Annotated in this window: 10 protein-coding genes; 2 read left to right on the forward strand and 8 right to left on the reverse strand. The window is 40.6% G+C overall.

The window, feature by feature from the left end; all coding sequences use genetic code 11:
* Nucleotides 1–131: 131 nt before the first annotated feature.
* The 6 genes from Q4550_RS00555 to Q4550_RS00580 form a co-directional block, all read right to left on the reverse strand.
* A complete protein-coding gene (locus Q4550_RS00555; protein ID WP_483298547.1) occupies nucleotides 132–2,513 on the reverse strand; it encodes an immune inhibitor A domain-containing protein in 2,382 nt (793 codons plus the stop codon).
* Between the two features lie 632 nt (nucleotides 2,514–3,145).
* On the reverse strand, nucleotides 3,146–3,517 hold the full coding sequence (locus Q4550_RS00560; protein WP_303529380.1) for a hypothetical protein: 372 nt from the start codon (nucleotides 3,515–3,517) through the stop codon (nucleotides 3,146–3,148).
* Between the two features lie 110 nt (nucleotides 3,518–3,627).
* Entirely contained in the window at nucleotides 3,628–4,440 is an 813-nt protein-coding gene (locus Q4550_RS00565) for an alpha/beta fold hydrolase (protein WP_303529382.1), read from the reverse strand.
* A 348-nt stretch (nucleotides 4,441–4,788) separates the two neighbouring features.
* Nucleotides 4,789–6,579 carry a M3 family oligoendopeptidase gene (locus Q4550_RS00570; RefSeq protein WP_303529385.1) on the reverse strand — a complete coding sequence of 597 codons (1,791 nt, stop codon included), beginning with the start codon at nucleotides 6,577–6,579 and terminating at the stop codon, nucleotides 4,789–4,791.
* 207 nt (nucleotides 6,580–6,786) lie between these two features.
* Nucleotides 6,787–7,077 (reverse strand): hypothetical protein, encoded by a 291-nt coding sequence (locus tag Q4550_RS00575; protein WP_303529388.1) that lies wholly within the window; start codon nucleotides 7,075–7,077, stop codon nucleotides 6,787–6,789.
* 75 nt (nucleotides 7,078–7,152) lie between these two features.
* Complete coding sequence (locus Q4550_RS00580; protein WP_303529389.1) at nucleotides 7,153–8,034, reverse strand: TetR/AcrR family transcriptional regulator; 882 nt, start codon at nucleotides 8,032–8,034, stop codon at nucleotides 7,153–7,155.
* Nucleotides 8,035–8,339: 305 nt separating this feature from the next.
* On the opposite strand from Q4550_RS00580, the gene Q4550_RS00585 reads away from it, so the two are divergent.
* Both Q4550_RS00585 and mprF read left to right on the forward strand, forming a co-directional pair.
* Nucleotides 8,340–11,402, forward strand: coding sequence for an efflux RND transporter permease subunit (locus tag Q4550_RS00585; RefSeq protein WP_303529392.1), 3,063 nt, complete (start codon nucleotides 8,340–8,342; stop codon nucleotides 11,400–11,402).
* Between the two features lie 198 nt (nucleotides 11,403–11,600).
* Nucleotides 11,601–14,132: a bifunctional lysylphosphatidylglycerol flippase/synthetase MprF gene (gene mprF / locus Q4550_RS00590; protein WP_303529394.1), complete on the forward strand. Its 2,532-nt coding sequence runs from the start codon at nucleotides 11,601–11,603 to the stop codon at nucleotides 14,130–14,132.
* 102 nt (nucleotides 14,133–14,234) lie between these two features.
* Here mprF and Q4550_RS00595 read toward each other — a convergent pair whose 3' ends face one another.
* Nucleotides 14,235–14,780: a DUF2812 domain-containing protein gene (locus Q4550_RS00595; RefSeq protein ID WP_303529397.1), complete on the reverse strand. Its 546-nt coding sequence runs from the start codon at nucleotides 14,778–14,780 to the stop codon at nucleotides 14,235–14,237.
* Nucleotides 14,781–14,785: 5 nt separating this feature from the next.
* Nucleotides 14,786–15,115, reverse strand: a complete 330-nt coding sequence (locus tag Q4550_RS00600; protein ID WP_303529399.1) for a PadR family transcriptional regulator — start codon at nucleotides 15,113–15,115, stop codon at nucleotides 14,786–14,788.
* Nucleotides 15,116–15,132: the final 17 nt, after the last annotated feature.

Raw genomic sequence — 15,132 nt, forward strand, 5'->3', positions numbered from 1 at the left:
CCCCTTCATCATAAACTGCGGGGTACACCACCTAGTCAAGTATACTATATCAATTATTTAGAACGGGGTCAGGCCTACCTCCCCCTTTAAACGAAAAAAGGAACGCTTAACTCTAAGCGTTCCCTCATTTCTTATTTTTTTGTGATCAACACGCGTCCTACTGAACGATCCGTTGCTTCACCTGTTACTTTGAATTTCAAGCCATATTGAGGTACATTACGTCCTGCATCAGGGATGGCTTCATTCAAATAACTTTTCTTATCGTTGAACTCTTTCACAAATTGATTTTTCTTATCTGTCATTGTGCGACCAAGAAGCTCGCTGTAGTCAATGAACATCTTCTCATCTTTACGAAGGCTGAATGCCGCATCATGAATTTGGTAACGTGTTTGGGCAACCGTTCCGTCACTCCAGAACAATTCGTGCTGATCCGCATCGACAACCCCAAGGAATCCTTCGCCAGGGTGAACTCCTGTCCAGTTATCAGAATACTTGTTATCCACGTACCAAACAACTAAACCAGGATCATAAGACATCAAGCTAGCACCACGACGAATGTGATCAAGTCCTTCATCGACACCTTGATGATTTCTCCATTCAAGAAGGTAGTAGTGTTCTGAAACCTTCACTCCTTTATCCTTTGCAAAACCATCTAACGCCACTTTAGGCTCACCTTCTGCATCGTCAAAGAGAAGCTCGTTCCCATCAGCAGTGACGCGAATTTCATCAACATAGAAGCCAGGGTTAATCGCAGCTCCATCTGTCCAATAGTTCACTTTCACTTGAACGTCCTTTCCAGCGTAAGAACTCAAATCAAATGTAGCATCAATCCAACCATTTGAGTTACCCGTAATCCCATGTCCAGGATTACTATCATTAGGATTTGTATCTGTGGTAATGTTTCCAGGAATGGATGTCCAAACTTCGCCATCTTCACTTACTTGAATCGAACCATAATCCCAGTCCTCTTCAATGTCATACCATGTCTTAAACGTCAATTCGGCTGATGACGCATCTGAAAGATCTACATTCATGACAGCGGAATTATCTAAATCATTATCACTTCCACTGAAATACTCGAATTCGCCGCTAAATGGCGTGTTAATTTCCGTTTCTTTGTCTGGAAGGTTGATACGAAGCGCGTCAAGGTTTGTCCCTTTCGTGTTCGCTTGATCCAAATATACTTCCAAACCTTTTTTGCCAATCTCATCTAAATCAACTTCATCATACTTCAACCAATTTCCACCTTGAGCAGCCTGAAGAAATTCTTTAGACCATGCGCTGAAACCAGTAGGTTCTGTTCCAGGAAGTGCACCAGCCCAGCTTCCGCTCGCCATGATTGACCAGTAAGATACTGCTTCACCAGCCCCAGTATATTGTGTGTCGTACTCATCTGGTAAACCTAAATCGTGACCATATTCATGAGCAAACACTCCTGCTGCTCCGTCAGCTGGTTCAATAGTATAGTCATATGCATACATGGAACCTGCACCAAAGTAATCCTCCTCTGGTTCTGGTGATCCTTCGATTGGGAAAATACTACCAAGGTTCCAGCGGTGAGACCAAATCGCATCAGATCCTAATTGTCCACCACCAGCTTCTTCTCCAACTGCTGAGTGAACAACCATCAAGTGATCAATAAGACCATCTGGCTCACGGAAATTACCGTCACCGTCAAGATCATAGCGATCTTCTTGATCATATTCTGCTAGATTGACAGAAGGATCAGCAGCCGCTGCATTCAAGGCTTCTTTTACAAGACCACGCGCATTCTTGTCGCTATCAGCTTCTGTCGGATAGTTACCACCGTATTCAGCTGCATTTTGGGATGCCATATACCAACCAGCAACAGTGCCATCTACCGTGTAAGCGCCATTTGATTGTTCTTCATAATATTGTTTCATAGAGATAAGATCTTCACCATTCGGACCTTCATACCCATCTTCACCGAAAATCATATCTTGATAGTGTTCTTTCACGTAATCTTCATAATACATATCAGATTCATCTGGCTGAATACTGTTGTGTGGAAAATCAGGGAATTCGACTAAAAGGACTAGGACGTTATCAGAACGAACATCACCGTGGTAGTCTTCTTCAACGACTTTATCAAGTTTCTTGCCGCCTTTTTTTCCTTTATCCTTTCCCTTACCTTTATTATCATTCTTTAACTTTTCTTTAATGTCAGCTTCAACCTCAAGCTTTTCATCTTCTAATTCCCCGTTCGTATCTTTTTCCATAAGCGACTCAAACTTTTCTTTCAAAAACACATCCAATGCTTGTTCTGCTTCTTTGGCAGATGCGTTTTTAGAGATTTTCCCACTCTCTTTCAGCATTTCAATTAGCTTTTCTTCATTTGCAATAGCTAGATCAAATGGACCTTGCTTATGTACAACTTCTTCCTTCACTTGCGGCGTGTCTACACTAGCTTGACTACTTGCTCCAGGTGCTGTGAAAGCACTTAAGGTTAGCGCAGCCACCATCGCCATTGACAGTACATTTTTCCCCTTCAAAATCTCATTCCCCCCAGAAAATGTTTTTTACAATAGTTTTACAATAATCATACTATAATCCTTTTTCAGAAAAATTTGAATGATTCAAAAGTATCGATATTACCTATCAAACTTCTTTTTATGACGGTTTTTCTTACTAATAAATGATTATTCATACAATAGACTCAGACCTAAAGGACCATTACCTTATCGCTTTATTTATTTTCTTGCAATAACGCTTCAACACATTAAACCGAATAAATTATCTAAATAATAAGAAGAAAAAACCCTGCAAATCAGGAATCCTGTTTGCAGGTTTTTCTATGAATTATGTGTGTCAATAATTACTTTAACTTCTCCCCAACATCAGTAAAGATGTTAACCATCAACAGTATGGTTAAAAACCAATTATAGATCATTATACTTTCTTCGCTATCTTGAAAATATATTACCAATACGCTCAAAAGGAGAAGGTAAATGACAACAGGTTTATTCAACTTTACTCACTCCCATCCGACATTTATGTGATTTCATCACACCACGAAGCATCCAATTATTTCTAACACAAAAACTAAAAAGGAGCCAATGAAGAACGGTATTCTTCATTGACCCCTTAACAACAAATCTCTTGTCTGTTATCTCATATGAAGTTTTTATAAATCTTCTTCCAAATCTTGTTGAATTTGTTTCTTCAAATCCTCGATATATTTCTCACTTGATTTTGAGCCCTGGTCTATCCCTTCTGCTTTCTCCTTCAAGTACTCTTCTAGCGCATTCTGTATTTCGGCTGGCGTCGCACCTTCCTTAATCACTCCGGTAGACTTAAGCATTTCAATGAGCTTCTCATCATTTGCGATCATTCTTGCTTCTTGAGAGAAGTCATCTTCTGATGTAGCGGGAGCTGCCGTCTCTTCCCCCACGTCAACCTTTGATGTATTTACGGTTTGAGCTTCATTTTCCCCGCATCCTGCTAACCCAATGAGTAATAAGATTCCTAATAAAATCGATAGAGACTTTATCTTCATTATGAACTCCTCCATTCGCTCAGCCTTTTCCTAATAAACGAGTCGAGTGGTGAAAAGGTTACACATAGGGATAAAGACACTTGGTGACAGGCACTTACAACTCAAAGCCTTCATAAAGCGGATGATATAGAAGACTGGGGTGAGCTATGCTGATTAAAAAATGCAAGCGAAGCATCGTTAAACTCCCTTGGTTTTTCCACGTTACAAACATGACCGCATTGCTTTAAGATCAAATGCTGTGCCCGTTCATCGCTTTTCGTATCTTCTAATAAAGGATCCAAAAAGAGATGATCCTGTTCCCCAGAAATGTAGAGCTTCGGGATGTTTTGGCTATATTGTTGAACATTCACATATGCTGCATTTACTTCAGGTGTTAACGCATACCAAGCTAGGAAGTCTCTTCGATTCATTTTAAGAGCTTCTCTGATAAATAGCTCTCTAGAGCTAGCATGATTCGCTTTAGGCATCATAATATATGCGAACAGTTTATATAACCACATATATGGCACGAATGCTTTCACTGCATTTCCAGCACGAAGCATGAAGGTAGCTAATGGCGCATAGCGAGTAATTGCGCCTCCTAGTACAGCACTTTGAACGCGTTCTGGCACTCGTTGAAGCAAATGATGTACGGCAACAGATCCTAGTGAAATGCCTACTAAATGCGCTTTAGAAATCTTCAACTCATCTAGAAGCAGAATCACTTCATCTGCAACTAATTCTCTATTGAAAGGCATGTTGTAACTGTAAGTGCTCGGCGATTTCCCATGCCCTGGTAGGTTGATAGCAAGCACATCATATTCTTTTTTATATGTGGCAATCTGGTTACAGAAGATCCCATAGTTCCCACCAAGACCGTGAATCAACACGATCGTTTCACTGCAGTTCGCCTTCTTACTTTTGTAAAGCTTATAATCAAGCATGCTGTTAAATCCTCTCTGTATAAGGGGTGTTGCGCCCCATAGTTGATCCGATACTCTTGCATAAGTATAACCGTGAATGGGAGGAGATTGAAAGAAGAAAATCGTTAAGCTAACAAAACGGGGCAACGGTAATGAAAAACACCCATCCTTTAACTAATAGCACGATCCTGCTAGTCTCCTAGACAGAAATCTAACAAAGAAACACCTTTCTATAACAAAGCATAGCCAAAAAGCCAGATCAGATTGACCTGGCTTTTCATCTATTAAAAATAGTATTTTAACCAACCAAGAAATGAAACGGTATATCACTCGTTCTTCTAATTGTTTCCAAAGAAAAACGACTCTGGCTTACAAATAAGCCTTGGTCTTCTCAAGATAAATTGAAATGGCTTTTTCTAAAGGTTTGATCGAAGTCTCCCAGAAAAATGGTTCAGTTAAATTTTGGTCTAGGAACTCAACGCCTAATTCTTCCATCGTTTTATTGCCTGAAGAACTGAGTAGCTGACTATATCGTTCAGGAAGCGTTTCTTTATCTAGCAAATAAAGCGAATAAACACCATTACTGAACAAATAGCCAATTGTATATGGCAGATTAAAAAAAGCTTTTTCTGTATTAAAGAAATGCGGAATCGTCATCCAGTTATGTGTGTTCACCTTTTCTAATGAATCCTGAAACCAGTCTCTTTCACTTTTTTCCATCAAATCAGCCAATTCCGTTGCTGAAAGCATCTGGGACTTACGCTTTTCGTAAAACTGCTGTTCAAACTCGAATTTAGCGGGGATATAAGCAATATACTTTAACCCATTAATAATTTTCAACTCTAGCAAGGATAATTTATCTTCTTCAGAATCCGCTAATTCGATTGCGGCATCAAGTACTAGATTCTCTGCGAAAGTCGATGCTGTCTCTGCTAATCCCGTTCCGGTTTGATGAGCAAATCCTGGTTCTTCATGAAGGTGAAGATTATGATAAGCATGTCCTAACTCATGAGCAAGAGTAACGACATCCTGATAGTTCCCTGTGAAAGATAGGAGTACTCGACTTTCCTTCGAATTTGGCAACGATGCGCAGAATGCTCCATGTCGCTTAGAATCAGAGAGTTCTCCATCAATCCATCCTTCTTCAAAAGCTCGTTCAGCAAATTTGCCCATTTTTTCACTAAATCGATAAAACTGACTTATGACGATTTCTGTTGCCTGGTCATATGTAACAGTTTCCTTAGAAGTAAACGTTGGAGAGTAAATATCAAACCAACTCAACTTCTCTAGTTGATTTAACTCCGCTTTCCGGTCTAAAAATTGATGTAGCAAAGTTTTGCTTTGATGGAGTGCTTGCATCATGCTATTAACTGAAGCTTCACTGATTCGGTTTTGTTCATACATTTCCTTCATAGGGTTTGACCACCCCCTTAAACGGTAAAGTTCGTTCCGATAACCTGCAAGGTGATTAAAAATCGAAGCAAAACGCATTTCGTTTTCACGACAAACGTTTATCATGGATGAAGCAATTTCCTCCCTAATTTTTCGGTCACTTGAGAGCATTGCACGCATAAATGCCGAATCAAAAGATATGTTTTCTACCCCAACTTCATTACTCACAGGCACTGTAAGTTGAGCAAATTCCTGTTCATAATGGTCTTCCCATCCATCAAAACCATTTACTGAAAGAGAGTGAATGACTTTCTCCAGCTCTGGGCTTAACTGGTCTTGAACTTTTTGTCGTTGATCCGTTAAGAACGTTTCAATTCCTTGAACGTCTGGACTTTTGAGCAAAGCATGCCACTGATCATCTGAAATAGCTGCGAGATAGTGACGAAAAGTAAGCAATAGCGTCTCCATCCGTGACTTCATCCGAGTGCTTAGTTCATTAAGCGTTTTTAGCTGTGGATCGTGAACGGCTACTGAAAATTTACAAATAATATACTCATCCATTTCAAAAACGTTTGTGTTGATTGTTTGAACAAGTTCTATCGCCTTAACCATTTCAAGTATTTCTTGAGGATGAGTTTGATTTTCCAAATCTGTTTGTACTTGATCAATATGTAAAATGATAGTAGAGACCTGTTCTTTTAATGAAATTACTTTATCTCCTGGATAAACACGATCTAAATCCCACTTCTTTGTTTGTGTATTTCCCACTAACATCCCTCCCATTTTTTATAGCACAACCTAACGTTAACATAATTATCCATATTTTATTCAGAATAATTAAAAAACCCATTCGAATCTTGAATAAAGAATAAAAAAATGGGGGCTGAATTGAAATGCTATTCAGCGCCCACTGTTGTCTTTTTCTCATGTAATTTAATCTAGATACTTATAATCTAGTATGCTTTCTTCATTCCTCTATAACTTCACAACTAAAAAGCCTAATGGCAGTAAAAGAACAACAGCATTTAAGGCAATCCCCATTACTGCAAGTCTTCTTTTTGAAATGCGAAAAGCAACCACTCCTAGAAAAATGCCGACAGCGCAAATAATGATGGGGAAGAATATAGGGAAGATTTCAATTGTTGCTAGTTCAATAGCTCCGGATAGGAAGCTGCCTGCAATGATAGCAGCAAGACAGCCCGCTACAATGGAAACAATTGCAATAAAGGTACTGCTTCCATTGATTGATGAAGGTTTCTCTGACATATGTCTCTCTCTCCTTTGGTGATAACCATCTCTCTCTACACCCTATTTACCCGAAAAAAATGGAAAATAACCATCCTAATGTTCAGTCGTCGGAAGGATTTGTGTCTCTAGTGCTTGCGCATTTTCTTTCAGCACATCTTCTTCTTTCAGTAAATGAAACAGCCCTCTCATCACAATCTCATCAGGCTTTGACTTTCTAGATTCTTCCGATATGCGATCCGTTACCTCAAGATAGTATTGAGGCTGCTTTAATTCATGGATATTATTATAAAGCGCCTTCCAGGCATTCTCTCTTTTCTCAAACGATGTGAAAGCACCTTCTCGATCCATCCCTACGGAAAAAGGACGCATCATTTCATCATCTAGAAGAGGCGCGCTATTTCCTGCTAGAAAATCCGATGCTAGAATATCAATCTGCCTAACGATGTGCTTTCCAAGCTTTTCTGGAGAAAGCAGACTCTCAGAAGAAATCATAAGACCAGTATAAGAGGTATAAATGGATTGCGTCATCCACATCAAATCCCATTTATAAGGTGCAATCTTCTCCCCATATAAATCAATCAAATTCCGTTCTAGCCAGCTAAAGAGTCTCCCTCTCATGCGATGGCCCATTCCTTCAAGCTTTTCACTGCTTTGAGCGGATTCCCCGCGCATATGCATTTTCATATAAGATTTATATTCCAATATCCCTTCGAATTGCACTTGAAATTGTTTTGCGAACCGCTCATATGGTGGTAGATTACCGTCTAATCCCACAACAAAAGCACGTTCAAAAACGAGCTGTTGATAGTGTTCATAAATCGAAATAATCAAATCTTCCTTAGATGGAAAAAATGAATAAAGCGAACCTTTTGAGACACCCACGCTATCAGCGATCTGCTGCATCGATGTATGCGTGTATCCTTTCTCTGCGATCAATTCAACAGCCGCTTCTAATATTGCTTTTCGTTTATCCATATCGTTCACCTCGATGTCTTCTTCCATCAGAATACACTACTTGATGAGTGGAATGATAGTCACAATATGCCCTCGAGCTTAAACTGGATATCTCGATTTAAAGAAGAAGTTTACATAACCATACCTGACTAACCTTCCCCCTTTCGAATTCGTTTTCTAGCACACTCATTTCTTGACTTCCAAGCTGATCTCAGTAAAAATGACTATTGAGTCAAGCACATTAAAACTTTATATTTCAACAAATATGGGGTATAAATGACATCAGATTGACCGAACAGTCGAAAACGAACAGAGGAGGCTCTCATATGTTGAAATGGATTTTACAACGTTCCAAGCTCTTTATGATATTTATTTTATTATTTGTCATTGTTGGAGTGTTTACATTCATTCAACTTCCACAGCGTGAAATTCCGGAAACAACAGTAAATATCGGAACGATTAGCACCGTTTATCCTGGTGCAACGGTGGACACAGTTGAACGATCAATTACGAACCCAATCGAGTCATCGCTCAGTTCGATCGATGGCATCGCTGAAGTGACATCTTCTTCAGCAGCAGGCTTTTCGAACATTGTGATCGAAGTAGCGGAAGGAGAAAGTAAGAAGGAAGTGTTTGGTGACGTACGCCAGGCCGTTTCCGATGCCTCGACTTCATTTCCTGACGAAGCTTTCGAACCAGATGTAAATGAATCAACGGCAAAAATGCCGATTGTTTCCTACCATCTTACAAGCGATAACCGCGACAACCTCCTCTCTCTTGAAGAAGAATTAAATCGATGGAAAGAGGAAGTCGAAGAATTATCAGGCGTTTCTGGCGTTACGATCAAAGGACTGCCTGAAGAACAAATTTTAATTGAATTAAAACAAGAGGAATTAAAAGATTCCGGCTTGAACGTTACCGACGTTCAAAGCGCCATTAATAATGAATACTACCCAACTCCTCTAGGAAAACAAAAAATGGATGAAGAAGTTGTTCAGCTTTCTGTTGAAAACTACGATTCACTCGATGAGATGGAAGAGTTATTTGTAGGTGAAAGCCCTGATGGAGACGCGGTTTACTTAAAAGACATTGCAAGCGTTGAAGTTAGTCCAAAAGACGTTGAAGATATTATCACTTTTGAAGGACAGCCATCTGTTTCCTTCACCGCTTACGTAAAGTCGGGGGAAGATATCCCAACTGTCGATGAGCGTGTGAGTGATAAAGTGGATGAGCTTTCAGAAGGCCTGCCTTCAGACGTAGAGCTAGAGCCTTATTACTCTCAAGCATCCATCGTAACGGATATTTTTGATGGTCTATTCCTATCCCTAGCCATTTCTGTGCTTGCCGTTATTGTGGCAACATCTCTCGGGCTTTCTGGATCAGGTGCGCTCGTCGTAGCACTTGCAGTTCCCATTTCCGTTCTAATGGGCTTTATTCCACTACCTTTTGCTGATGTGGATCTAAACCAGATCTCCGTCATCGGGTTAATCATCGCACTCGGTATTATCGTTGATGACTCGATCGTCATAAACGACAACATACAACGAAGATATAAGCTCGGCGATAAAGGGCTAATGGGAGCCGTTAATGGCGTGAAAGAGATTTGGGTGTCCATCGTGACCTCCTCTCTAGCGATCGTCTTTACCTTCCTGCCACTAATTTTCCTTTCAGGTGGTAATGGAGCATTTATACGCGCGTTGCCAACAGTGCTCATTACAACGATTATTGCATCAACATTAGTGGCACTCATTTTCGTACCGATTTTGCGCTACTTCTTAAGCCGTCGATCGAAGAAGCCGATGTCAGATGCACCAGGACTTCTTGGCAAACCGTTAAATAAGCTTGCCGATGTTTATGCCGACAAGCTTCTAAAGAAATTTTCAAAAAAACCAATTCTTGTTTCTATTCTTGGTCTTGTGTTCACGACAGCGATCTTCGGATTAGTCGTCTTAACACCGTTTGAATTCTTCCCACCTGCTGATAAGGAAGAAGTAACGGTCGACATCACGCTTCCAATCGGAACGCCGATCGAAGACACACACGATACGCTTCAAGAGATTGAAGAAAAACTAAAAACAGATGACGGCGTATATGAAACAAGCGTCTTCACAGGCACAGGTACTCCTGGTCTCTTCAACAGCTCGCTAACAAGCACTGGTGAAAATACTGGCCAAATCGTTGCCAGAGTCGATCGAGAAAACCAGACAACGCAAGGACTCATTGACGACTGGACAGATAAGCTCAGAAATGATTACCCGGATGCTGAGATTTTCATGGAAACGATCCAGCAGGGACCTCCTGCAGGAGCACCTGTGACCGTTACCGTCTCAGGACCAGAAATTGATAAGCTTATCGACCTTAGAGATGAGTTAACTAAAGAGATCGAAGGACTTGAAACAGACCTCGTCGTTGATAACGTAGGTGACTTCGAACCTTCTCTCGAATATATACCAGATCGTGATGCACTCGAAGAAAATGGCATTACAGTCAATCAGATCAGCCAGCAAATTCGACTAGCAACGGCAGGTATTCCACTAAAAGCATTTGATAATGGCGTTGTAAAGCGTGATATGAATATCGTGCTAGAAGGTAGCAAAGATGAAGTCGATCTTTCCAGCCTTGAGCTTCCAGCCGCATCAACAGGCGGACCACCTGAACTCATCTCATTAGATGAGCTTGTGACAACAGAACAAAGTGAACAAATCCAAAAGATTCCTCACATTGATGGTGAACGCTCGATTACACTTCGTGCCTTCCCTAAGGATGAGGAGAATTATGAAGCAAACGTAACAGAAATTGTGGAAGATCAGCGCGATCAGCTTGAAGATGCTGATTACAGCATTACACTTGGCGGTGAAAACGAAGCCCAAAGTGATTTCTTTGCTGAAATCACCGTACTCTTCATCATCGTACTCTTCCTAGTGTACCTATTGATTGCCCTGCAATTTAATTCACTTTCACTTCCGTTCCTAGTTCTCGTTGCCGTATACCTCGCAATCGCGGGTGCGATTCTTGGACTATTCGTTACCCAAACGCCAATTAGTTTCCTTGGTGTTATGGGAATGGTATCCCTCACCGGTATCGTAGTGAGAAACTCGGTTGTGTTAATTGAATTTATCGAACAAGCACTGAAAAAAGGCATGGATGTAAAAGACGCAGTTATTGAGTCCGGTCGTGTTCGCTTACGCCCCATTCTCCTTACCGCGATTACATCAATCGTTGCCCTTATCCCAGTTGCCGTAAGCGGCGATGCACTCTTTACACCGCTTGCCGTTACGATCATATCAGGTATCCTTTTCTCAGCCGTCTTAACGCTGATTATGGTTCCGATGCTTTACCTTGTTTTGTATCGATTTAGAGGCAAGAAAAAAGCACAAGAAGAAATGTAAGTAAAAAACGTTCAGAGGAAATCCTCTGAACGTTTTTTTGTGTAAATGAATCGTTCTGCTATACTACATTTTTCGATACATATTTTTATACAGTGATGGTTTATGATTTTCTTCCCAAAGGCAAAAGTTTTCACCTTTTTCAAATTTATTGAGTGAAATTTCTCTGAATCATGTAAAATCAAGATAAAGGAGTGAACTATGAAAACAACTATTTACAAACATCTATTTCATTATTTAAAATTCATCTTACCTCTTTTTCTTTTTGTGCTAGCAGTGATTGAAATCATCCCTTTCATGTCTAGCATCAATCCGGATCTTCTTCGGAATGAAGTTAATCAGTTTAACATAGGCAAACTTGTTCTCGTTTTATTAATTTCTATGGGAGCCGTTAGCCCAATGTTCTTATACGACTCATTGCTCTTAAAATCATTGCAGAAAACATTTCCAAAAAAACAGCTGTTGAAGCAATCGTTTATCGTCAATGCTTTCTCTAACCTGATCGGATCTGGTGGAATTATTAGCGGTATGCTTAGAAAATACTTTTATCAAACTTATGAGGTAGATAAGCAGAAACTATCTAAATCCATTGGAAACATTTCGTATTTTTATTTGACTGGGTTATCTTTCCTTGCACTCACAATTCTTTTCGCTTATAGAGATAGCCTTCTTTTGGAAGAGTTCCTATGGCTTTATGTCGTTGTTATAGCAGTTGGACTGTATCTGCCTGTACTGCTTTTTCAATTCGTTCGTCATCGTGATAAAAGCTCTCCTCGGTTCTTTGGTTCACAAACGAAATTCCAGCTCATCGCCGTCTCTTTCCTTGAGTGGACATTTGCGTTCCTTGCCGTCTGGTTACTAGCAAACATACTTGAACTGAGCATTTCTTTTCACGAGTTATTCCCCATCTTTGTTGTCGCCTCATGCGTTGGGATTGGGAGCATGATCCCGGGCGGACTCGGTTCATTTGATTTGATTTTCATTTGGGGAACCGAGCTTGTTGGTGTCCAAGATGAAAAAGTCTTTTTTCTACTCATTCTCTATCGAGTCGGATACTTTATCTTTCCATTCTTACTCGCTGCGATTCTTTTTGTAAGAGACTATTGGGAGAAATGGAATGCAAACTGGGATAGCCTCCCACTTGCCCTTATTCAAAGGCTAAGTCATGTGATGCTTACGCTGCTTGTGTTTATTTCGGGCTTAATTTTACTATTGTCTGCGGCCTTACCTGGCATTATCGATCGGTTAAAAATTCTAGAAGAAATGCATTCACTACCGTTTCTTGTTAACCTTTCTCATCAGCTTTCCGTTGGAGCTGGCTTTGCTTTACTCGGGTTATCAAGAGGCATTGAGTACAAGGTGAAAAGAGCATATTATCTCACCATCGTCGTCCTTTTCGCAGCAGCTGCCTTTACCTTTTCTAAAGGGATCGATTACGAGGAAGCAATCTTTCTCTTACTCGTTGCCTTCATTCTCTATATGTCGAGAACGCGCTTCTATCGCGAGAGCTATGTATTAACGTGGAGCAAAACCATTATTGATGGGCTAGTGATCCTATTCATCACGTCGATGTATGTGTTAATTGGATATTTAAGCTTACCTTCATCAAACGGCGTTATTCCACCACAAGTCTTGCCATATGTTATTACGGATTACCACACGCTGTTTTATAGTGCATTAATTGGTTTAATGATTGCGCTAATTGTTTTTGTGATTGGGACCGCCGTGATTAAACCGAGAAACCCAATCAAGGAATCATCACCTGAACATGATAATGAAATACGAGAGCATCTTGTAACCTACGGTGGAAATACGTTAGCTCATTTAATTTTCCTGCACGATAAATCAATCTTTTGGAACTCCAAAAAAACGGTCTTAATCTGTTTCCAAAAATCATCGGATAAACTCGTCGTTCTCGGCGATCCGATCGGACAGAAAGAAGCATTTCCTGAAGCTATCGAAGAGTTTCAGCACCTGGCAGACATCCAGGGCTATACCCCAGTGTTCTATGAAGTTAGTAACAGCCTGCTTCCCATTCTCCATGAAAAAGGCTTTGGTTTCTTTAAGCTTGGTGAAGAAGCATTCGTAGATTTAGATCAGTTCACGCTATCTGGAAAGAGAATGAAAGCATTGCGTGCTGTTAAAAATAAATTCGAGCGAGAGAATTTTCAAGTTGAAATCGTAAGGCCTCCGCACAGTGAAGAGCTTTTGCAGAAGCTAAAAAACGTATCTGACGAATGGCTACAGGGAAGAAATGAGAAAGGATTTTCGCTCGGATTCTATCATATGGACTATCTAAACAAATCAGAGATCGCCATTATGAAAGAACACGACAGGATCATCGCGTTTACCAGTCTCATGCCAGTCTATGATAACAATAAAACGGTATCTGTGGATTTAATGCGTTTTCTGCACGATGCCCCACCAGGTACAATGGACGTCATGTTTCTCTCTTTATTTGAATGGGCTAAGACTGAAGGCTACGAGCGCTTTAATCTAGGGATGGCTCCACTTTCGAACGTGGGTCAATCCAAGTTCTCTTTCCTAAGTGAGCGAATCGCCGCCCAAATCTTTCTTCACGGTCATATCTTCTATCATTTCCAGGGCCTACGAAAGTTCAAAGGGAAATACGCCCACACCTGGGAACGCAAGTACCTTGCCTATCGAAAGAAATCGTCCCTTCCTTTCACAATGGCGCAAGTGTCGCTGTTGATTGGGAGGAAGAGAAAATGACTGTCAAACGTAATGGGGGTCAGGTGCGTACCTGACCCCCATTACAAACATTCGTCCCATCACGACGAACAGTTCTATGATTATAGTTGTATCTTCCCCTTATTAAACATTACGCTTCTCCAACTTCCTCAACTTATATTGATACGAAAGATAAGGCATCCCTGTGAAGATCAACACAATAAAAGTCGCGTAACTCGCATATTCACTAATATCCCCAACAACTGTAGGGAGAAATCCATTCTCACTACTAAACAACAACACGACTAGCATAATAGCGATTAGAAATGCTGGCAGGGCAACCTTTTTCACAGATTGGCTTTCCTTTTCATACTTCTCTTTGATGGTAGCCTGGTCTGAATAGATTGGGGTAGTGCCTGGTGCTGCCGAAAAGATGTGCATGACACCCGCTCCAGTACAAACATGCTTCCATCCTGCTTCTTCAAAGTAACTAAAGTACTCGGCATCGGCCACTGACTGATAGTCTAGTGAATAAATCACGTCTTCTGGTTCTCCTTTACGAAATACAAAACCCGAGAACGCAAACTTCTCTATAAACCATCCCCTTCGCGCAAACTTACCGAGTCGCTCCATCTCTTTCTCTTCGAAAAAAGCTAAACCGCTGCTTATCACATATTTCTTTTTCCCCAATACACTCACTCTCCTTTATTTGCGAGTATTTCTTCTCCGTGCTGAATCATTAGGCGTTTTCGTTCGATTTCTTTTTTTACTAGCTGAACACCTTTTTCTGTCGTTACATACACCTTTTTCTTATCACTCTTATCATGCAGCTTTATCAGTTCTGCTCCAAGTAACTTTTTGATCGTGGTATACATGGACGCAGGTCCAACTACAACCGTCTGATCTGTCATTTCCTCAATTGTTTTCATAATTAAATATCCGTGTTTAGGCTCCATCAGTGAGAGAAGAATGTAATAAGATGTATCTGTTAGCTCTCCCACTTCAAGAGAATCATTTCTTGGCATTCGCTTCCTCCAATCTT

Origin of the sequence: Anaerobacillus sp. 1_MG-2023 (assembly GCF_030547345.1) — a bacterium.
Classification (GTDB): domain Bacteria; phylum Bacillota; class Bacilli; order Bacillales; family Guptibacillaceae; genus Guptibacillus; species Guptibacillus hwajinpoensis_B.